This window comes from Woronichinia naegeliana WA131, from assembly GCA_025370055.1.
Taxonomy (GTDB): Bacteria; Cyanobacteriota; Cyanobacteriia; order Cyanobacteriales; family Microcystaceae; genus Woronichinia; species Woronichinia naegeliana.
Window position 1 is genome coordinate 3,115,933 of the sequence record CP073041.1, and the last position, 20,275, is coordinate 3,136,207.

Consider the following 20,275-nt stretch of genomic DNA (forward strand, 5'->3'; position numbering starts at 1 on the left):
CATTTCCAATCACAATTATTAAAAATAATCGCCCATATTTAAAAATGTTATTCTCGAATTTCGTTGTTTGCAATTGAGAGATTAGGGAAAGCTCAAAAAGCAGAAATATGGGATAGACATTGAAGATTGGGGATTTGGAAACCAAACCCCCTACACTGTACTAAAAACTCATGGGTAAAGGGAAAAGGGGTAAAAGGATAAGCATCCGTGTCAACTTAAAGGAATGGGTTCCCAAATTTGTTGATTGAGAGCGGCCTTTTCTCGATGTCGCTTTCTCTCAGCTTTGACCAAACCAAATAACTTAGCACGTTCAGCCAGATAGGTTACTGTATCAGGCTTTTCTCCTCTAGCAATAGCCTTCGCTACATAGTATAGACTCCGAAACACCATCTCTACTGAGATTTTTTCTTTCGGTTGATTTAGAGCAATCGCCACTTCCCCTACCAATTGATTTAAGACCGTATAGAAAATCAAAGTGCAAATAATCTGGATTTGGACACCATTCTTATTCCCTACCCATAAATAGGCTAGTCCTAAAAGTCTTTTCGTTAATAAAAAGGCTTCTTCGATTGTCCATCGTCTTCGATATAAATCACAGACCTCTTCGGCGGACAGTTGTTCGGGAGACAACACATTTGTTAAATACTGATACCAGATTGTTCCCCATAATACTGAGACTAATCTCACCGGATGCTTGCAAGGATTAGAACGGTAATTTCCCATAATGATAATCTCATCTCTGTAATGACTACCTTGAGACAATACTTGTTTGGTTTTGTAAGATGTACCCGCTCTAAATCTGGTTAGAAAAAACTTTTTAGCTTCTGTTAACAAATCAAACCACACAAAGCTAAAAAATCCCATATCTACGAGAATTAAACCATTTTCTGGTAATTTAGCTGCCAATTCTTCACACCATATTTTATCATTTGATTTATCATTTTCTGTGTACCATAAAGTAACGGGTCTTTGGGTAAAGGCTTCCACTACCATCATTATTTTACCCCCCAATTTACTCTTTTCTTCTTTACTTATTTTCATATTTTTCCTTATCTGCTCTAGCGTTGAGCCATCTGCTATCCACACTGCACTAAACTTTTCTCTTATTTTTTCCCATTTTTCTCCTACTTGGAGCTTCTTCCCTTTTTCGGCTGCTTTTTCTAACACTCCTTTTAGTAATATTGCAAATATTTCGGCTGGCACATTCATCATTCTTTTTGATACTGCCTGTTTGCTTACTTTTAATGATGCTACCCATAGCAATCCCTCTTCCTCTAACAGTCTTACCGCTTCACTTATACCCGCTATTTGACGATACACTATACTTAACACTAATGCCACCATTACTGGTAAATTTAGCACCCTATCTCTCATCATTTTCTCATGAGTTCCCTGTAAATATTTTAATGGTGTAAACATTGTGGGTTCTAGTAATTCAAACAACTCTTTTGTTATTTCAGGGATTTCTACCCCTGGCTGATTTGTCTTACGACGTAAGTCTGGGTTTCCTTTTCTCCGAGGATGTTGTCTTGCCATTTGTTTTTTGCTCACTTTTTTATATACTAACCTTTTTTTCAGCCTACTCTTACTTCCGCCTGCTTTTAGGCTAATCTTTTGTGAGTAGGCATTTTGGCTTAAGTTGACACCAATGGCAAGCCTTGCACCCCTACGAATCCCCAAGATTTTATGTAGGGGCGAATTGCGGTCAGTGAGTTTATCGAACTGTGGTCAGTCAGTCTATCAAACTGTGATCGCTCTTGAACTCAAAAGCAGAAAACACAATTATTTATTAAGATTTTCATCGGCTTTTTGATGATAATATTCCGCCTCTTTTTGCAACTGGACAGTGCGAAGTTCTAGGAAAATCAACGAGTTTACTAGGGTTTCAGCCCCCAACGCCCTTCAAACCTCTTCAAGACTTATAATCGCTGAAAGACTTTCAAAGCAAGGCTTTTAGGCGTTTTGTCAAAATGTCTGACAGAGAACTTCGCACTCACCAGTTTTGCAAGTAATCTGCCTGATTAAAAGACCCCTCACTTGCCCAACTTGCGGCCCGATCCTCATAATGCTTTGCCCAGCCCTCATTATTAGCCGCCGCCGCATAATCTGGAGTCGCCTCACGGGGGATCACCTCAGCATGAAAATTACTGGCGGATAGATGCTCAAAACTGGGGGTTTCGATCTGCATAGAATTGTGTAGATGATCAAGACCAGAATTAAAATCAGTCCCAGAGAAAGCAATACAGTCAGAATGCACTATTTCGTTAGGATTGAACTCGTGGGAAAAACTATTTGAGAGATCATAAGAATGAAGATCAATTCCCTGAGACATGGACTCGACATTACTGGAATAAGTTGAATTCAAATCATGATTGAGATCACTGAAATGCTGTCCTCCATGATCAATCACTCCGTCAGGTAAATGATGAGTGCCGACGATTTCTCCATGACTTAAAATATCCATACTGTTCAACCTTGAGTTAGTAATTTACAGTTCATTGGAAAATCTCTGCATAACTAACCCAATAAGGACGTTAGACAAAGTATTAGGGTATATTCTATCAATTTCCCTCAAAAAAGCACCCCTTTTAACAAAAATTTATTGATTCTACCTCAGATGATGTTGGCTTTTCTCAACTTAACCTACGCTCAGGACGATTTGAGGTACTTTCCGCGATCGCTTTTTGATGAGCGTTGAGACGGCGATCAACTATTTTGCAGTTTATAATTGGGAGCAATCGCCTTGTCGTCTTCAAAAACCGCGATCGCTTTTGTTTTCTTCTAAAAGTTAAACTAGTGATGCCCATAAATTTTCATGAAGTGCTAAGTAAAGCGTAAAGCGATCGCCTAATCATTTTTCAAAGTCAACTCGATCAAACGTTGCATCTCTAGACGCAATCCCCTAAATTCAGAGGTTACAGTTTCCCTGTCTTGTATGGACTGTTCAACAAATTGGGTAACTTTCTCCTCTAATCGGGTAATGGCAGAAGCGTTTCGTTTCGTCATCTGGTCAATCTGTATCAGATCTTCACGGAACTGTTGGCCAAGGGTGAGGGTTATTTCCAGAATTGATTCGATACGATCAAGGCGTTCGTTATCAGTGGGCATCGGTTAAACTTTGTTTAGGTTTTGGAGAGAATTTCTCCTTTGCTGTTTTCAGCGTAGCGGATTACTCGTAACGTAACGTTTTCAGTAGAGCCTAATTAGGGCTTGCTGAATAAGTATAGAACCCTTGCCAGATAATGCTTTCAAGCATTTTAAAAACGATCAGGTGCAAGGTTATGGCCTTTGGAGGCTCAAAGCCCATGCACGTCGTTGGAAAACTGGGGGTTGAAATTGGAAACTACTCTCTGAAGTCACCATTTTTCGCGTCCTGTGGCATCTAGGTTCGTTTTGTGGACTTTTTCAGCAGACCCTACTTAGGCAGTGACCGTTATGGCAGCTACAGTTGGGTGAAGCCAGAATTGCGACAACTATACTTCAAACGTTCATAATCTGAGATTTATCAAAGCGTTGAAATCGTAAGGTGAGCAGAGAATCAAGCTCCTCCTTATATTTTACGTTAGCATCTTCAAGACATCCTGAAATTGCTGCAGAAAACTGCGTAAAATCTTCATAATATTTTGCGTATAAACACTTCTTCTTCACAAACTTCCACAGTCTTTCAATTAAATTCAAGTTAGGAGAATAAGGAGGTAAGTACAGTAACTCTATTCCTAATGATTCTGCCAACTCCTGTACAATTCGGCATTTTTGATAACGAGCATTGTCTAATACCAACGTAATCGGTATTAATAGTCCTAATTCTGCTATCTTTTCTAGGAGTTCACAAACCTGAGTTCCCGTAATATAAGAACTGTTCGTTACCATAATTACTTCATGGGTAATTGCATTTAATGCTCCTAACACATTAAAACGTTTTCTCCCTGATGGTGACTTAATAAAAATCCTCTTGAAGCACCATATAAAATTTACAAATGCTCCCATTACAAAATGAGAGGCATCTACAAAGAAAACTGCCCTTTTTCCTGCTTTTGCCTCTTCTAGCCTTGGTTCTAGCTCTTTTTCTCTATAGCTATCCTGAGCTTCTACATCTGCTTTTGATGGAATTGTTCCCACCTTTAGACACCTCATTCCTATTGACTTTAAAAATTTTCTGACTTGCGTCGGACTTCTTTTTATTCCTGTTAATTCTTCTATTCTTTTTACTGCTTCATTTATTGTTGCTGGTGGATTTGACTCAAAATATGCCTCAATTGTCCCTTGATGCTCTGTTAACTCGCTTTTCGGGCGATTAAATTTTATTTCTTTTAGTTTTTCTATCCCGCCCTCTTGATAATCACGGATATAGCTTGTCACCGTATTTACTGAAACTCCTGCGAATTGAGCAATTTTTTGATGAGACAATCCCTGACTTTTTAGCCATAAAACTTCCATCTTTAGCTGCACTCTAGGATGCGGGTGATTAAACCGACCGTAAGACAACAGTCTTTTGTCTTCTTCTGTAAATTCTAACTTAATCATTTCTCAGCCTCTTGACTAATTTTTCTATTTTTATTATATTATCTCTTATTTTTAGAATTCGCAACCTGTGACCGTGTTTAGTATATGTTGGTCTCATGTGCTGAGAGACTTTCAGGCGATGGCAGAAAGAACAGGGGCATCACAAGAAATCGGCACAGCATTACTAGCGAGAGGCTATCGCCTGTTTCATTGGTGGCACAAAGCCAGAGACGGCACGCTGTCGAAGGAGTTATTTATCGAAGCAGTAGAATTGCTCAGATGGGAAATGCACCAAGAATTAATGTCGGCGGCGGCTATCGAAATTGGTTGGCGCGAAAAATCGCCCCTCGCGAAAACAGTCCGTACCTGTCGAAAGTTGCTGAAAGTGGAGGCGGCTCTCTGGACGTTTGTCTATAGAGAGGGGGTGGAACCGACGAATAATTCAGCAGAACGAGCTTTGCGACCAGCCGTAATTTGGCGTAACCTCAGCTTTGGTTCTCAGTCTCAAGCGGGGAGTGAGTTTGTGTCGAGAATGCTGACAGTCAATCATTCGTTGAAATTACAAGGGCGTTCTGTCTTAGATTTTCTGACGCAATCATGTCTAGCGGCTCGACTAGGGGAGCAGCCTCCTTCTCTAATTCCTGTTGTTCAGGAGCCCGCCGTCTCAAATCCTAGACCCTTGATTTTTTTAGGCGTTGCTTAATCAGGGTATGAAATAGAATTTTGCATACATCTAGAAACCAGTGTGAGTCAATGTTTTAAAAATTGCATCTTTAGAGATTCATACCTCAAGTCAGCAACGCCTTTTTTTATAGGCTATTGGACGGTTACGTGGCGAGAGGACTATACACCCAAGGATTTATTTGATGAAGTGGCTCCGCAAATTGAACTAGTAGTCTAAGGCGTAAGTTAAGATACTATTATTAGGCAACCGATAAAAAGATAAATATAGGTATATAGGAGAAAAAGTCATGCCCCGATTAGCCCCCAAAGAGTTAAAGTTGGAAGCAAAAGAACGAGAACATCTAGAAAAACTGATAAATCGTCATACAACAGAGCAGCAAATTGCCTTAAGGGCAAAAATAGTGCTTCTGGCAGATGAGGGAGAAAATAATCGAGAAATTGCTAGAAAATTAAAAATCAGCCGAAAAATGGCAAGTCAATGGAGAGAAAGATGGATAGCAGGACAGAAAAGTGAAATAGAAATAACAGAAAGAATCAAAGATGCTGAACGTAGTGGAGCACCCGCCAAGTTTAAACGCGAACAAATCTTGAAGTTGTTCAAATTAGCCTGTGATGACCCAAAGAATTATGAGCGTCCGATAAGTCACTGGACAGGACGAGAATTAGCCGAGGAATTAGTAAAGCAAGGAATAGTGGAAAGTATATCTCCTCGACAGGTAGGAAGATTATGGGAAGAAGCAGATATTAAACCCCATCAGTCAGGATACTGGCTGAATCCCCCCCCTGACCCAAATTTTGGGGAAAAAGTGAATGATATCTGCCAAGCCTATGAGAGTGCAATTTTAGGAGAGGAAAAGGGAGAAAAGACTATTTCTCTAGATGAAATGACGGGAATTCAAGCATTAGAGCGGAAAGCACCAGACCTTCCGATGTCTCAGGGGAAGATTCAACCGACATTCCGCAGGTTGCCGCCACCTATAGAGTAATTAATTTAAACTACTCTATTCATAGTGCATTAGAACCCACATTCCGCAGGTAAGTCAAGAGACAAAGTAGTACTTTTGACATGAAGAGCCAAGAAAGGAAAGAATATATTTGTGTTTGGAGGTCAAATTAACGATAGTTTGAATGCCGTCAATCTCTAACCAACGGATAAACAGAAAAGACTGAAAGACCCAACGCAGAGTGGGAATGGCGGTCGGTTTACCCTTTTGATTAGGAATAGTCTGATGGGCAAGAGCCAAAGCCTGTCGTAGGCGACGTTGTGCCAAAGTATAAACCAATAAAGAGACAACCATAATCATCATCAAAGCCATAATGCGTTGAGGATTCTTGAGAAAAAGAGCAGAGGCAAAAAAGAAAGGGTCTTTGAGAAAGCGAAAGCCGCGCTCGGTGTTTTGTTGAGCCTTATATTCAGCCAACATCTGGTCGGGACTCAAAACCTGAGAATCAAGAACATTAGTAGCTAAAATAAAACGTCCAGCCCGTTTAGATGCGGCTTCCAAGCAAGAGGAATCAAGGCTTAATTGCCCAGTTAAGCGGTAATGAAAACCGAGAGGGGTAGCCCCTTGTTTCGGTCCATTGGTGTCAACTTAAGTCAAAATGTCTACTCACAAAAGATTAGCCTAAAAGCAGGCGGAAGTAAGAGTAGGCTGAAAAAAAGGTTAGTATATAAAAAAGTGAGCAAAAAACAAATGGCAAGACAACATCCTCGGAGAAAAGGAAACCCAGACTTACGTCGTAAGACAAATCAGCCAGGGGTAGAAATCCCTGAAATAACAAAAGAGTTGTTTGAATTACTAGAACCCACAATGTTTACACCATTAAAATATTTACAGGGAACTCATGAGAAAATGATGAGAGATAGGGTGCTAAATTTACCAGTAATGGTGGCATTAGTGTTAAGTATAGTGTATCGTCAAATAGCGGGTATAAGTGCATTGGTGTCAACTTAAGCCAAAATGCCTACTCACAAAAGATTAGCCTAAAAGCAGGCGGAAGTAAGAGTAGGCTGAAAAAAAGGTTAGTATATAAAAAAGTGAGCAAAAAACAAATGGCAAGACAACATCCTCGGAGAAAAGGAAACCCAGACTTACGTCGTAAGACAAATCAGCCAGGGGTAGAAATCCCTGAAATAACAAAAGAGTTGTTTGAATTACTAGAACCCACAATGTTTACACCATTAAAATATTTACAGGGAACTCATGAGAAAATGATGAGAGATAGGGTGCTAAATTTACCAGTAATGGTGGCATTAGTGTTAAGTATAGTGTATCGTCAAATAGCGGGTATAAGTGAAGCGGTAAGACTGTTAGAGGAAGAGGGATTGCTATGGGTAGCATCATTAAAAGTAAGCAAACAGGCAGTATCAAAAAGAATGATGAATGTGCCAGCCGAAATATTTGCAATATTACTAAAAGGAGTGTTAGAAAAAGCAGCCGAAAAAGGGAAGAAGCTCCAAGTAGGAGAAAAATGGGAAAAAATAAGAGAAAAGTTTAGTGCAGTGTGGATAGCAGATGGCTAAACGCTAGAGCAGATAAGGAAAAATATGAAAATAAGTAAAGAAGAAAAGAGTAAATTGGGGGGTAAAATAATGATGGTAGTGGAAGCCTTTACCCAAAGACCCGTTACTTTATGGTACACAGAAAATGATAAATCAAATGATAAAATATGGTGTGAAGAATTGGCAGCTAAATTACCAGAAAATGGTTTAATTCTCGTAGATATGGGATTTTTTAGCTTTGTGTGGTTTGATTTGTTAACAGAAGCTAAAAAGTTTTTTCTAACCAGATTTAGAGCGGGTACATCTTACAAAACCAAACAAGTATTGTCTCAAGGTAGTCATTACAGAGATGAGATTATCATTATGGGAAATTACCGTTCTAATCCTTGCAAGCATCCGGTGAGATTAGTCTCAGTATTATGGGGAACAATCTGGTATCAGTATTTAACAAATGTGTTGTCTCCCGAACAACTGTCCGCCGAAGAGGTCTGTGATTTATATCGAAGACGATGGACAATCGAAGAAGCCTTTTTATTAACGAAAAGACTTTTAGGACTAGCCTATTTATGGGTAGGGAATAAGAATGGTGTCCAAATCCAGATTATTTGCACTTTGATTTTCTATACGGTCTTAAATCAATTGGTAGGGGAAGTGGCGATTGCTCTAAATCAACCGAAAGAAAAAATCTCAGTAGAGATGGTGTTTCGGAGTCTATACTATGTAGCGAAGGCTATTGCTAGAGGAGAAAAGCCTGATACAGTAACCTATCTGGCTGAACGTGCTAAGTTATTTGGTTTGGTCAAAGCTGAGAGAAAGCGACATCGAGAAAAGGCCGCTCTCAATCAACAAATTTGGGAACCCATTCCTTTAAGTTGACACGGATGGGCTGGATATCCCTCAACCTTGGGTATTAAGTAGGGTTTGCCGAATAAAGGCAGAACCTTTATCAGATAAGCTTTTCAGCCATTTTGAACACGATTAGGTGCAAGCTTATGGCATTTGAAGGCTCAAAATCCATGCACTTTGCTAGAAAATTGTGGGTTAAAATCGGAAACTGATTTCTGAAGTCACCATTTTTCGCGCCCTGTGGCATCTAGGTTCGATTTGCAGACTTATTCAGCAAGCCCTAAGTATTGACCGCACAACCTGGGAGTTTGGCAGTCATGGTTATAATATCCTCACTGTCGGCATTGTCCATGAAGGAGTAGCCATTCCCATCTTGTGGTGGATGCTTAGCAAGAAAAAGGGCAATTCTAACAGTGATGAACGAATGCGTTTTATCGAGGAGATGCTCAAGATTTTTCCCACCGCCCTGATTCGTTGTTTATGTGGCGACCGTGAGTTTATTGGTCAGGCTTGGCTTCGCTATCTTCTGCTCGAACCGCTACTGGCTTTCTGTCTGAGAATTCGGGCTACGGACAAGATTGAGCACAATGGCAAGCTTTTGGCCGCCAAAGTCATTTTTGCCCATCTTGCTATTGGTGAATCTCAACGTCTTCAAGGGAGTTGTCGGGTTTGGGGATATCCTGTTTCTGTAGAGGCTCTTCGCTTGCCTGATAATTCTCTACTTATCGTCATTGGACATCCCGATTCCCAAGGTCTTATTCACGATTATGCCCTGCGTTGGGGCATTGAAACCCTTTTTGGCATCTTTAAGACTCGTGGCTTTTGCTTGGAATCTACTCACTTTACTGACCCCAAGCGTCTTCGTAAGCTTTTGGCTTTACTGACTTTAGCTTTGGCTTGGTCTCTCAAAACTGGTCTAGCAATTCATCATCTTCATCCCATTCCCCTCAAGAAACATGGTCGCCTAGCGCAGAGTCTTTTTCGTCTTGGTTTTGACCATCTTCGTCATCTTGTTCTTAATCCTTCTCTACCCAATTTTTCTCTTTTTCTCGACTCCCTACATTTTTTGTCCTGTACTTAGGACAATCGCTTTATAAGAACGAATCACGCTAGAAATTGATTCTATACCAATATCACCGAATTTTCTATTTTTATTAGAGTTTTCTCAGGGCGAACGCATCTAAAAATGATACAGATACAAGAACATTATAGAGGGATGGATAAGGGAAAATAAGGGAAAGTGCATAGAAAACAAAAGCGATGAAACTCCGACCCAAATATAGACTGGTAGAACACTTTGCCGAAATAGATGACCCTCGCATCGAACGAACAAAACGGCATAAACTCATTGATATTCTAACGATTGCCATCTTAGCCGTCATTTGTGGAGCAGAAGGTTGGGTAGCCATGGAAAGTTTCGGCAAGGCTAAACATCAATGGCTAAAAAAAATTTTGGAATTGCCGAATGGCATCCCCTCCGACGATACGTTTGCGCGTGTATTTGCTAGTCTGAATCCAGAGCAATTTCAAGACTGTTTTCTGCATTGGGTCAAAAGTATAGCGGAGGTAAGTGAAGGAGAAGTGATAGCGATTGACGGCAAAACCCTTCGCCACTCCTATGACAATGCCAACGGAAAGGGCGCAATTCAGATGGTAAGTGCATGGGCAACAGCAAATCGTCTAGTACTAGGACAGTGCAAGGTGGAAAGCAAATCGAATGAAATCACGGCGATTCCTAAACTCCTGAAAATGCTAGAGGTCAAAGGTTGTATCGTAACGATTGATGCCATGGGAACTCAGACAAAGATTGCCCAACAGATAGTAGGGCGAGGGGGAGATTATGTTTTGGCATTGAAAGGCAATCAAGGTAATTTATGTGAGGATGTTGAACAATTATTTGCTCATGCTCAATCGGTTAATTTTGTGGGAATTAAGCATGATTTTCATCAAACAATAGACAAGGGACATGGACGGATTGAAATTCGCCGTTGCTGGACGATGGAACAAACAGAATTTTTGCTGGGTGGGGAGAAATGGGCAAAGTTGACGAGCATCTGTATGATTAAAGCGGAGAGACGATTGAAAGACAAAACAGAGTATGAGACTCGCTACTATATCAGTAGCCTGCCGAGTAATGCTCAAAAATTATCCCAATCTGTTCGTAGTCATTGGTTGATAGAAAACTCTTTACATTGGGTTCTAGACTTGGCCTTCAACGAGGATGCTTGTCGCATTCGTAAGGATTTTGCTCCTGAGAATTTAGCCGTCTTACGCCATATCGCTCTTAACTTGCTCACAAAGGAAAATACTCTGAAACTTGGTACCAAGAATAAACGGCTACGCGCTGGTTGGGACGAGGACTATCTCCTTAAGGTTTTACTCGGATAAGATGCGTTTGCCCTGAGAGTTTTCTGAAGATTTCATAATCCACAATATCCCGTGTAGATGATTGGGCATGATTGTATAAACATCTAGGGCAACATTCGCAAAATGTTGAGGGATTTCTTGCCAATATTTATCGGCAATGGAACCCAGGGAATTGAATCGCATTTTTCTGTTTTTGATGTCACCAAATATACATTGTTTTTGTTTGGTACAAATTGTAATAAGATACGCTCCTGCTTGGCTATAATCGTAATTTTTTAAGCGAATAGCTTGGCGATGGTGTATGTCTGGATTATACGGCATGGTTAAATCATGGTTTTCTTGTATTATTGTTCAATTTTTAAATCATGTTTTCCGTAGAGACATAATACCATTATGTCCTAATGTTCATATTACCTGTGGGAACATAATACCATTATTATATTAAATCATGTTTCCTGTAGGGACATAATACCATTATGTCCTAATCTTCATATTGCCTGTGGGGACATAATACATTATTAAATCATTTTTTGTAGGGACATAATACCATTATGTCCTAATCTTCATATTATCTATGGGAACATAATACCATTATTAAATCATTTTTTGTAGGGACATAATACCATTATGTCCTAATCCTCATATTTCCTGATATTATGTCCTGATTTATTTGAATTTTTATTGATTTTTCTGTTGTTGATTTGGGGTTGAGGACATAACAGTGTTATGTCCCTACGGAAGAAAATCGATCCGCCAAAAGGCGGCATTAGGTTGGCAAAGGGCAAGAGGGAAAAAGGGCAAAGAGCTAGAAATCCTGGGGGGAAACAACTCGAAAACCGTGGTAACCGCCGTGATTAACGCTGTTGTTGCGATACGCAGAACGACAATACCGAGGATTACCGTACCAAGAACCGCCGCGTATAACTCTAGTACTACCTTGAGAATGATTATCATTCCAGCTACTTCCATCCCTTGGCGCATTTTCATAGTTTTTATGCCAACCATCTTCGCACCATTCCCACACATTTCCGTGCATATCATACAATCCAAAAGCATTAGGAAAAAATTTATTTACGGGAGTTGTTTTCCGACGAGATTCTCCTTTCGGTTCGTCTCCGTAAGAATAATTGCCATCATAATTGACATAATCAGTCGTAATTGTTTCCCCCAAAGAAAAGGGCGTTTCCGTTCCTGCTCGACAGGCATATTCCCATTGGGCTTCGCTGGGTAAACTGTAATTTTTTCCTGTTTTTTCAGAGAGCTTTTGACAAAATTCCCTAACCATTTCCCAACTAACATTTTCCACAGGAAGGTTAAAAGAATCCTCAAAATCTTTGAACTTAGAAGGATTATCTCCCATAATTTGTTGATATTGAGCTTGGGTAATGGGATATTTTGCCAGAAAAAAAGATTGAAGACTTACTTGGTGACGGGGAAGTTCTCTTGCAAGCAATTTTTGATATCCTTCTTCTCCTAATTGACGAATTAATTCTTGTTTTTCAAGTTCGGTTTGTCCCATCCAGAATTGACCTGCGGGAATTTTGATCATTTCTAATAAAATATTATTGCCCAAATCTTCAGTAAAGAGTTCTATCTGCTTGGTTTGACTTTGGATAATCGCTTTTCCATTTTTAATTCCTGTAATTGTGATGGTCTGAATTTCAACTTTTTTCAGAGATTTATTAGCAAATAGAGCTTCTATTTCTTGCTGGATTGGTTCAATATCCTCATCACGCAGAGCTAAAATTCGCTGTAAATCTCGTAAACTGGCTAATTCACTTTCAATCAGAGGATATTGATGTTCACAGGACTCTAGGAAAGCTTCTCGATATTGTTGTAAATTATCCCGATATTCCTGAAAAGGGCGCAAAATGTCGGCAATAATTTCATGCGCTTCTTCTGGTGTTAGACCAAACTGTTTTCGATAGGCTTCTAGAGTCCGTTTAGCAGCGGGTAAAATTTGACCGTTTACAACAGATTTAGTTACTTTTTCACGAAATTTTTGTTTAGGATCAGTTAACTTTGCTTTTGCTAATTTAATATCAAAATTTTTAGTAATATTTCCCCTAAGCGTGATTATTTGGGGAGTCATACTGGGAGCCGCTTGTTGTACTTGACGCGCCGCATAATCGTGTAATTCGGATACGGATACCCAGCCATCTTCATCGAGATCCCCTAAACCCGTTTCAATCCCTTGCACTAAATAACGAGTATAAACCGATAAATCTGCCCCTTTTTGTTCAAAAGCATTCTGAATAGAATTAGAAGCGGTCAAAACAATGCGTCCCTCGCCTCCTAATTCAGATTGTAAATCAATGGAGCCACCATCTTTAGCAGACAAAGCAGGATCGAAAGCTCCACTAAAACAACAGTCGAGAATAATCACTAAACGTTTAAGTTGACGATTGCTAGGACTATTGATCAAATCATGGACAAAATGAGCAGAAACCGCCGTCGAAACAATCAAACGACCCTGGTTATTTTTGCGGGTAATGCGCGTGGCAAAATGCAGTTTGTTGTAATCATGATCTTTGATGCCATGACCTGAAAAAAATAATAAAACTAAGTCTTCTTTGGTACGGTTTTCTAATAAGGTTTCAATCGCAAATTGCATTTCCTGACAGTCAGGATTGGCCAAAATTTCCACAGAATCAAAATTACCGAGTTCGGGATCTTCTAAAACCGTTCCCAGAGCTTCAATATCCTTAACCGCCGCAGGTAAAGGATTTAAACCAGGTGGATATTCACTAACTCCAATTAATAATGCTACTTTCGCCACTTCAATTAGCCTATCAATTCATCATATTCATTATTTTTTCATAAGCTTCAAGAGCAACAGGCAATTCTTCTGAACTACCGACCTTGATTTTGAATTTTTTGCCCTTAACTTCCCCTGAGATTTCTATCGTCGATCTACCCTTAAAGCAATTGCCTAAAAATCGGATTAATTTCAATCCATTGGAAATGCTAACCTCTGCTTTTAACAGTCCTACCAGAGAACTAACGATAGCTTTACTGCCCTCCGGCGGATTTGGATCAGCCACCCGCTCCACTTTTTCCACCTCTTCTAGTTGGTTCAATTCAATCCACAACTGCTGAGTCTCTTCATCCAGTTCCTCGGCATCGAGTTCGGGGTCTATCAAACTAATGGTTAATTTAACAGTCGCGTCAGTCGTCATCGCCAAAATAGCCTCAATAGTTCACCTCAAATTTTACCCCAAGGCGTAGGAGTGCGACGTTTTTGGCTAAACTAATCAAGGGTCAATCCAGACTGATATTTTTTTACAGGTTCAGCACCCCTATGTCCTCTATCCGTGCCCTTCATCAACAACTGATTAGCCAAGAACGTTCTGCTGTTGAAATTGCGACTGCAACCTTGCAACGGATTGAGGCCCTTGAACCCCAACTGAAAAGTTTTCTGTGTGTAACGGCGGAACAGGCTCTGGCCAAAGCCAAACAAGTGGATGCCAAAATTGCGGCGGGGAAAGCGATCGCCCTACTAGAGGGAATTCCAGTGGCGGTAAAGGATAATATGTCAACGCGGGGCATTCCCACCACCTGTGGTTCCCGTATCTTAGAAGGTTTTGTTCCGCCCTATGAATCCACTGTGACCCAAAAGCTTCAGGATTTGGGAGCCGTGATCGTTGGCAAAACTAATCTGGATGAATTTGCGATGGGCAGTTCTACCGAAAATTCAGGCTATCAGGTGACGGCTAATCCCTGGGATTTGGAACGAGTTCCAGGCGGTTCCTCTGGAGGCTCTGCAGCAGCAGTGGCGGCGGAAGAATGTGTGGTTGCTCTAGGGTCAGATACCGGCGGCTCGATTCGTCAACCGGCTTCTCTCTGCGGTGTGGTGGGTTTAAAACCGACCTATGGTTTAGTGTCCCGTTTTGGTCTGGTGGCCTATGCCTCTTCTCTGGATCAAATTGGCCCCTTTGGTCGCACAGTAGAGGATGCAGCTATTTTGCTCCAGGCGATCGCCGGTTATGATGCCAAGGATTCAACCAGTTTAAATGTGCCGATTCCTGATTATTGCCAATCCCTTAAAACCGATTTAAAGGGGGTCAAAGTTGGGGTGATTACGGAAACCTTTGGGGAAGGTCTAGAGGGGGAAGTGGCTGAAACAGTACAAACGGCGATCGCGACTTTAAAATCTCTAGGGGCCACAGTACAAGAAATTTCCTGTCCTCGTTTTCGCTACGGTTTGCCGGTTTACTACATCATCGCCCCCTCGGAAGCTTCAGCCAATTTAGCCCGTTACGATGCGGTGAAATATGGTATTCGAGAAAAAGCTAATAATTTACTGGAAATGTACACCCAAACCAGGGCCAACGGCTTTGGTACGGAGGTTAAGCGTCGCATTATGTTAGGAACTTATGCCCTATCAGCCGGTTATTACGATGCCTATTATCTGAAGGCTCAAAAGGTCAGAACCTTGATTAAGGAAGATTTTGATCACGCTTTTGCCCAGGTGGATGTTTTAGTTTGTCCCACTTCTCCTACTACTGCCTTTAAAGCCGGTGAAAAAACAGCCGATCCTCTCAGTATGTATCTCTCGGATTTAATGACTATTCCTGTCAATTTAGCGGGTCTGCCTTCGATTAGTATTCCCTGTGGTTTTGATAGCCAGAATTTACCGATTGGAATGCAATTGATTGGCAATGTTTTACGAGAAGATATTTTATTTCATGTCAGTTATGCCTATGAACAGGCCACAAGCTGGCACCTTCAAAAACCGACTTTGTAGCAGTCACAATGATACTTTTGAGGGATATTAACAGAGGATGTTAACCAAAGGTTTAAATTGCTTGTCTTTAAGAAATTAGTTGATCCCCCTCAATCCCCCTTAAAAAGCTACTGCTTACACACATCTACCTGCCAACCTCGTTTTGCCCCCCCAGCCCCCCAAGATTGGCTACTGTGTACACACAAATTATAGAATCCCCCCTAGCCCCCCCCTTGAAAAGCTGCCGTGTACACACAAGTTTTGGGTTTTATGTTTAACCTTATCTAGGACTTACCGAAAAAGGCTAAAACCCTTATAGAGAAAAGAGTATAGCCATAAAAACAACGTCAAAGATGCAGGAAAATAAGCTAGAATGAGTCGGAAACCTTGCATCCCTCCCCTCAACAGTATGTATCGCGAAGAACAGTACACAGAAAAAACACTGGAAAACTTCAAAAACCTGTTTGAGGGGAAATTGGACGAAGAAAATCGTTGGATAAAAATGTCAAAAATGATTCCATGGGAGGAATTTGAAGGAGAATATGCTAAAAATTTCAAAGAAGAAAAAGGAGCACCAGCGAAGTCATTTAGAATAGCATTAGGGGCATTAATCATTAAAGAAAGGTTAGGAATAAGTGATAGAGAAACAGTAGAGCAAATAAAAGAAAATCCGTATTTACAATACTTTATCGGAATAGAGAGCTACAGTAGCGAGAAGCCGTTTGAAGCATCAACGATGGTTAATTTTCGTAAAAGAATAGGGATGGAATTAACAAATAAAATCAATAAAGAAATGGTAAAGAAGGTTGAGGGAGTAGAAAAAAAAAAGAAGAAAATGAAGGTAAGTTATTGTTAGATGCGACTTGTACACCAGCCGATATAAAATATCCAACGGATATAGGGATATTGAATGAAGCCAGAGAAAAAACAGAAAAAATAATAGATAAGTTGTAAAAGAAATAAAAGAAAAAAAGAAAGAAAAGCCGATAACCTATAGAGAAAAAGGGAGAAAAGACTACCTAACGGTAGCGAAAAAACGTCGTCCGTCAAAAAAAGAAAAAAGAAAAGGGATTAAAAAACAGCTACAATATATTAAAAGAAACTTATTGTATGTAAAAAAAATGTTAGATGAGGGAGCAAAATTGGAAAAACTAACAAAAAAGGAGAAGGAAATGATTATAACCATAGAAAAAGTGTATGAACAACAACTAGAAATGTATGAGAATAAGACGAATACAGTAGAAAATAGGGCGTTGCTTAATCAGGGTATGAAATAGAATTTTGCATACATCTAGAAACCAGTGTGAGTCAATGTTTTAAAAATTGCATCTTTAGAGATTCATACCTCAAGTCAGCAACGCCGAAAATAGAATTGTGAGTGTAACGCAACCTCATATCCGTCTAATAGTGCGTGGAAAAGCGGGAAAAGCAGTAGAGTTTGGAGCTAAAATATCGGCAAGTAATGTGAATGGCTTTGTTTTCTTAGACAAATTAAGTTGGGATAATTACAACGAATCGGGAGATTTACAAGCGCGAATAGAAGAATATAAAAGGGAAACAGGATGTTATCCGGAATCGGTTCATGTGGATAAAATCTATCGAACAAAAGCGAATCGAGCTTATTGTAAAGAAAGGGGTATAAGAATGAGTGGTTCCCCATTGGGAAGACCGCCGAAAGAGGTGAGCAAAGAAAAAAAGCAAGAGGCACGCTCAGAGGAAAGAGTGCGTAATGCCATTGAGGGTAAATTCGGACAGGGAAAGCGAAGATTTAGTCTTGGTCGAGTGATGGCTAAACTTCCTGAGACCTCGGAAACTGTGATTGCAATGAACTTTTTGGTAATGAATCTTTCTAGGCTACTTCAGAAGACAAAGAAGGAAGCAAAAAGTAAAAAGTAAAAAGTAAAAAGTTGTAGAGTCGTTTTTCTTCTGAAAAATGGTGTTAATTTTCTTCTCTTTTGTGAGGAGTGACTTTTGCTGACCTTTTTAGAACTAAACCACTATGCACTGAAAGTGCATAGGTTTGATGGGGACTGAAAGTCCCATATTTTAGCTTCGTTATTATACTTTGCATGGTCATAACTTACATTGTTCGTAACTATAATAATGGGGAGTACGATAAAGGCTTAAATTATAGCCGTGTGAAGTATAACTTACTGAACAACTTCAGCTTCATTTTATCTAAAATTCTAATTCGAGCCATATCTAACCTCAGAAATGTGTAGCAGCTAAAGCCTTGCACTGAAAGTGCATAGTTTTGGACTAGCGTGTTTAGGATAATAAAGCAGCAATTCCAAATTCAGAATGTAGTCCAAGATACAAAAGTCTTGAAGTGCTTACGGTCAAGGGGTTTTGTTTCAATATGTGGAATCAGCGTAATGCTCTATTTAGTGATTGATCAAGTTTGTTTGCAGGTTGCTGACTCTCCAAGAGGCTAAGATTCGAGGAGGAAGTACAAAAAACGTCAGAAATCAGCGAAATCTCTCTTGACCCCATAAAAGCGAGATAACGTCTGTATCTTATGTTACCGTTTGAATTTGGAATTGCTGATAATAAAGGGACAATAGATTAAACAAAATCTGTATTTTGACTTCTTTCTATAAGGATAAGTTATCTGTGCTTTTTCAGTCCATACCAGAACCAGCAAAAATAAATTCAGAACGATTTTGCGTCGTTTCAGCGATTCACCAAATTGTCAAGAATTGTAAAGTCCTCTTGGTGTAAGGTTTTCAGAGCTATCAAGTTTTGAATTTGGAATTGCTGGCCCCAATATGATTTTCCACATTTTTGGAAAAAGAGAGGCTTTTTCGCACCAGTCGAGAGATTCTTTGTCGAAAGGTATTATTTAATCTTTCAACATGATTAGTTTGTCCCGTCTCTTTACCGACTGCTCGATGACGTTTACTGGGAATAACTTTCTCAGAAGATACCCAAAAATCCGTGTAAGCAACGGCACATTGTCGGTAAACAGCAGGCAAACTTGCCCAAAGTTTTTTGGCTGATGCACGGCTTCTGTCCCCAATATAACAACCAACAATGTCTCTTGTTGTTCTGTCTATAGCTAACCAGACATAAAACTTATTTTCTTTGGAGAAAACAAATGACCAAAGCTCATCACATTCGATAGTCAATTTTCCTCGCGCTTTTTCTGAAACGCTTATCTGACGAGGTACCGCAGCAAATTTATCATTAACATAATTCTGTAACCATGACCAACTTACTCCTGTGACTCTTTCAATTCCCCGTAGAGAAATTCGCTCTAGTAGGAGCCTATCAATTAATTGTTTTGTCTGTTCTGAAACTCTCTTCTGACTAGAGTTAATAGCAAACTGGCGACCACAGTCTTTACATAGATTTTTGGGCTTACCATTATGGGCGGAACCATTCTTAATAGTGTGATAAGAGCCACAACTTGGGCAAGGCTGTTTAAAATTAGTCTTGAGGGACAATATTTCTCTGCCAATTGCTGTTCTACTGTCAATTGATTTAAGACAAAAAATAATAGCGCAAAAATGTTAGTCATAAAAACGTTGATTTAGGGGATAGATTTGAGAAAAATTTATATTAGTTGATATTCTACATCATCCCTGCCATATAAGCTATTTAGACCACCACTACTATCGAATCACTACCGGCAATTTATCTCATGACAGTATCAATCGGTTCTTGTGGCGAGAGGACTATACACCCAAGGATTTATTTGATGAAGTGGCTCCGCAAATTGAACTAGAAGGCGGAACACTCAGTGTAGATGACACGGTAATTGACAGGCCTTAGAGTGACCAAGCCAAGGCTGAGTTAATCGATTACTTTTACTCAGGTAAACACAAAAAGGTAGTCAAGGGTATAAACGTGGTTACCCTATATTAGACCGACGGGCAGGGATTGTCAGTTCCTGTCAATTATCGAATAGTTAATAAACAGGAGGGAAAGACAAAACATGAATATTTCTTAGAGATGTTGGCAGAAGTAAAAGCTTGGGGACTGAAGGCAGAGACAGCCACAGGAGATAGTTGGTATGCTTCGAAAAACAACCTGAATACCATTAAAGACAAGGGCTTTCAGGGATTGTTCGCTATGGAAGCAAATCGTTTAGTCTCGGTTGAACTAGAAACTAAATATGTTCAAGTTCAAACTTTAGATATTCCTCAAGATGGCTTAATTGTTTATCTCAAACAAGTGGGACGAGTCAAGGTATTTAGAACGGTTCTCAAAAACGAAATTCGTTACTACGTGATGTTCGTCCCCAATTTAGATAAACTGGACTCAATCACCTGGAGAGAATTCCAGAAAATTCATGACCAACATTGGGGAATTGAGGAGTATCATCGCGCCTTAAAACAAGTGTGTAATATTGAGAGGTTTCAAGTGAGAGAAAGTCGGGCGATAAGGACTCATATCTTTTGTGCCATTCGCTGCTTTGTTCAGTTAGAATGCCTCCGATTTAAAGGGCAAATTATCAATTGGTATTCCTTGCAGAGAAATTTATTTACTGAGGTCATCCGCTCTTTTATTGTTAATAATTTAGGGCTTGCTGAAAAAAGCTGAAACCTTTACGGAGAAAAATAGTAGGCGAATTAAGAACCGCTAGAATGCACGAAAATAGGGTATAATGCCTCAAAACCATTGCATTAAGAAGAGAGAAAGCA

General features: G+C 39.9%; 13 protein-coding genes and 6 pseudogenes. 10 read left to right on the forward strand and 9 right to left on the reverse strand.

Annotated elements, in window-relative coordinates; genetic code table 11:
• Positions 1–210 precede the first annotated feature (210 nt).
• The 4 genes from KA717_15820 to KA717_15835 form a co-directional block, all read right to left on the reverse strand.
• Positions 211–1,536, reverse strand: coding sequence for an IS4 family transposase (locus KA717_15820; GenBank protein ID UXE64681.1), 1,326 nt, complete (start codon positions 1,534–1,536; stop codon positions 211–213).
• Between the two features lie 457 nt (positions 1,537–1,993).
• Positions 1,994–2,464, reverse strand: coding sequence for a hypothetical protein (locus KA717_15825; protein UXE63884.1), 471 nt, complete (start codon positions 2,462–2,464; stop codon positions 1,994–1,996).
• A 383-nt stretch (positions 2,465–2,847) separates the two neighbouring features.
• Positions 2,848–3,108, reverse strand: a complete 261-nt coding sequence (locus KA717_15830) for a hypothetical protein (protein UXE63885.1) — start codon at positions 3,106–3,108, stop codon at positions 2,848–2,850.
• A gap of 372 nt (positions 3,109–3,480) precedes the next feature.
• On the reverse strand, positions 3,481–4,524 hold the full coding sequence (locus KA717_15835) for an IS630 family transposase (protein UXE63886.1): 1,044 nt from the start codon (positions 4,522–4,524) through the stop codon (positions 3,481–3,483).
• A gap of 67 nt (positions 4,525–4,591) precedes the next feature.
• Here KA717_15835 and KA717_15840 point away from each other — a divergent pair, with 67 nt between their 5' ends.
• Positions 4,592–5,206, forward strand: coding sequence for a transposase (locus KA717_15840; GenBank protein ID UXE63887.1), 615 nt, complete (start codon positions 4,592–4,594; stop codon positions 5,204–5,206).
• A 268-nt stretch (positions 5,207–5,474) separates the two neighbouring features.
• A complete protein-coding gene (locus KA717_15845; GenBank protein UXE63888.1) occupies positions 5,475–6,173 on the forward strand; it encodes a helix-turn-helix domain-containing protein in 699 nt (232 codons plus the stop codon).
• 54 nt (positions 6,174–6,227) lie between these two features.
• Here KA717_15845 and KA717_15850 read toward each other — a convergent pair.
• Positions 6,228–6,704: pseudogene (locus tag KA717_15850) on the reverse strand (IS1634 family transposase).
• Positions 6,705–6,866: 162 nt separating this feature from the next.
• On the opposite strand from KA717_15850, the gene KA717_15855 reads away from it, so the two are divergent.
• The 4 genes and pseudogenes from KA717_15855 (at position 6,867) to KA717_15870 (ending at position 10,924) form a co-directional block, all read left to right on the forward strand.
• The gene (locus KA717_15855; GenBank protein UXE63889.1) at positions 6,867–7,142 is read left to right on the forward strand and encodes a hypothetical protein; all 276 of its coding nucleotides are present in this window, start codon (positions 6,867–6,869) and stop codon (positions 7,140–7,142) included.
• Positions 7,143–7,240: 98 nt separating this feature from the next.
• Positions 7,241–8,566 (forward strand): annotated as a pseudogene (locus KA717_15860) (IS4 family transposase).
• Positions 8,567–8,816: 250 nt separating this feature from the next.
• Positions 8,817–9,617: pseudogene (locus tag KA717_15865) on the forward strand (IS4 family transposase).
• Between the two features lie 179 nt (positions 9,618–9,796).
• On the forward strand, positions 9,797–10,924 hold the full coding sequence (locus KA717_15870) for an ISAs1 family transposase (protein ID UXE63890.1): 1,128 nt from the start codon (positions 9,797–9,799) through the stop codon (positions 10,922–10,924).
• On the opposite strand, the gene KA717_15875 is transcribed toward KA717_15870, so the two are convergent.
• From KA717_15875 to KA717_15885, 3 genes are all read right to left on the reverse strand, one after another.
• Positions 10,913–11,224, reverse strand: a complete 312-nt coding sequence (locus KA717_15875; GenBank protein UXE63891.1) for a hypothetical protein — start codon at positions 11,222–11,224, stop codon at positions 10,913–10,915. The two genes, KA717_15870 and KA717_15875, sit on opposite strands and share 12 nt — an antisense overlap.
• Positions 11,225–11,708: 484 nt before the next feature.
• Complete coding sequence (locus tag KA717_15880) at positions 11,709–13,682, reverse strand: SUMF1/EgtB/PvdO family nonheme iron enzyme (protein ID UXE63892.1); 1,974 nt, start codon at positions 13,680–13,682, stop codon at positions 11,709–11,711.
• Between the two features lie 13 nt (positions 13,683–13,695).
• Positions 13,696–14,082, reverse strand: coding sequence for a hypothetical protein (locus tag KA717_15885; protein UXE63893.1), 387 nt, complete (start codon positions 14,080–14,082; stop codon positions 13,696–13,698).
• 122 nt (positions 14,083–14,204) lie between these two features.
• Here KA717_15885 and gatA point away from each other — a divergent pair, with 122 nt between their 5' ends.
• The 3 genes and pseudogenes from gatA to KA717_15900 all read left to right on the forward strand — a co-directional run bounded on the left by gatA (position 14,205) and on the right by KA717_15900 (position 17,525).
• Positions 14,205–15,650, forward strand: a complete 1,446-nt coding sequence (gatA, locus tag KA717_15890; GenBank protein UXE63894.1) for an Asp-tRNA(Asn)/Glu-tRNA(Gln) amidotransferase subunit GatA — start codon at positions 14,205–14,207, stop codon at positions 15,648–15,650.
• Positions 15,651–16,038: 388 nt separating this feature from the next.
• A pseudogene (locus KA717_15895) lies at positions 16,039–16,894 on the forward strand (IS5 family transposase).
• Between the two features lie 103 nt (positions 16,895–16,997).
• A pseudogene (locus tag KA717_15900) lies at positions 16,998–17,525 on the forward strand (transposase).
• 839 nt (positions 17,526–18,364) lie between these two features.
• On the opposite strand, the gene KA717_15905 reads toward KA717_15900, so the two are convergent.
• The gene (locus tag KA717_15905) at positions 18,365–19,018 is read right to left on the reverse strand and encodes an IS1 family transposase (GenBank protein UXE64682.1); all 654 of its coding nucleotides are present in this window, start codon (positions 19,016–19,018) and stop codon (positions 18,365–18,367) included.
• 202 nt (positions 19,019–19,220) lie between these two features.
• Here KA717_15905 and KA717_15910 point away from each other — a divergent pair.
• Positions 19,221–20,174: pseudogene (locus KA717_15910) on the forward strand (transposase).
• Positions 20,175–20,275: the final 101 nt, after the last annotated feature.

Coding starts and splice junctions, on each gene's coding strand:
- KA717_15820 (UXE64681.1), bottom strand. CDS start 1,536: ATGGCAAGACAACATCCTCGGAGAAAAGGAAACCCAGACTTACGTCGT.
- KA717_15825 (UXE63884.1), bottom strand. CDS start 2,464: ATGGATATTTTAAGTCATGGAGAAATCGTCGGCACTCATCATTTACCT.
- KA717_15830 (UXE63885.1), bottom strand. CDS start 3,108: ATGCCCACTGATAACGAACGCCTTGATCGTATCGAATCAATTCTGGAA.
- KA717_15835 (UXE63886.1), bottom strand. CDS start 4,524: ATGATTAAGTTAGAATTTACAGAAGAAGACAAAAGACTGTTGTCTTAC.
- KA717_15845 (UXE63888.1), top strand. CDS start 5,475: ATGCCCCGATTAGCCCCCAAAGAGTTAAAGTTGGAAGCAAAAGAACGA.
- KA717_15870 (UXE63890.1), top strand. CDS start 9,797: ATGAAACTCCGACCCAAATATAGACTGGTAGAACACTTTGCCGAAATA.
- KA717_15875 (UXE63891.1), bottom strand. CDS start 11,224: ATGCCGTATAATCCAGACATACACCATCGCCAAGCTATTCGCTTAAAA.
- KA717_15885 (UXE63893.1), bottom strand. CDS start 14,082: ATGACGACTGACGCGACTGTTAAATTAACCATTAGTTTGATAGACCCC.
- gatA (UXE63894.1), top strand. CDS start 14,205: ATGTCCTCTATCCGTGCCCTTCATCAACAACTGATTAGCCAAGAACGT.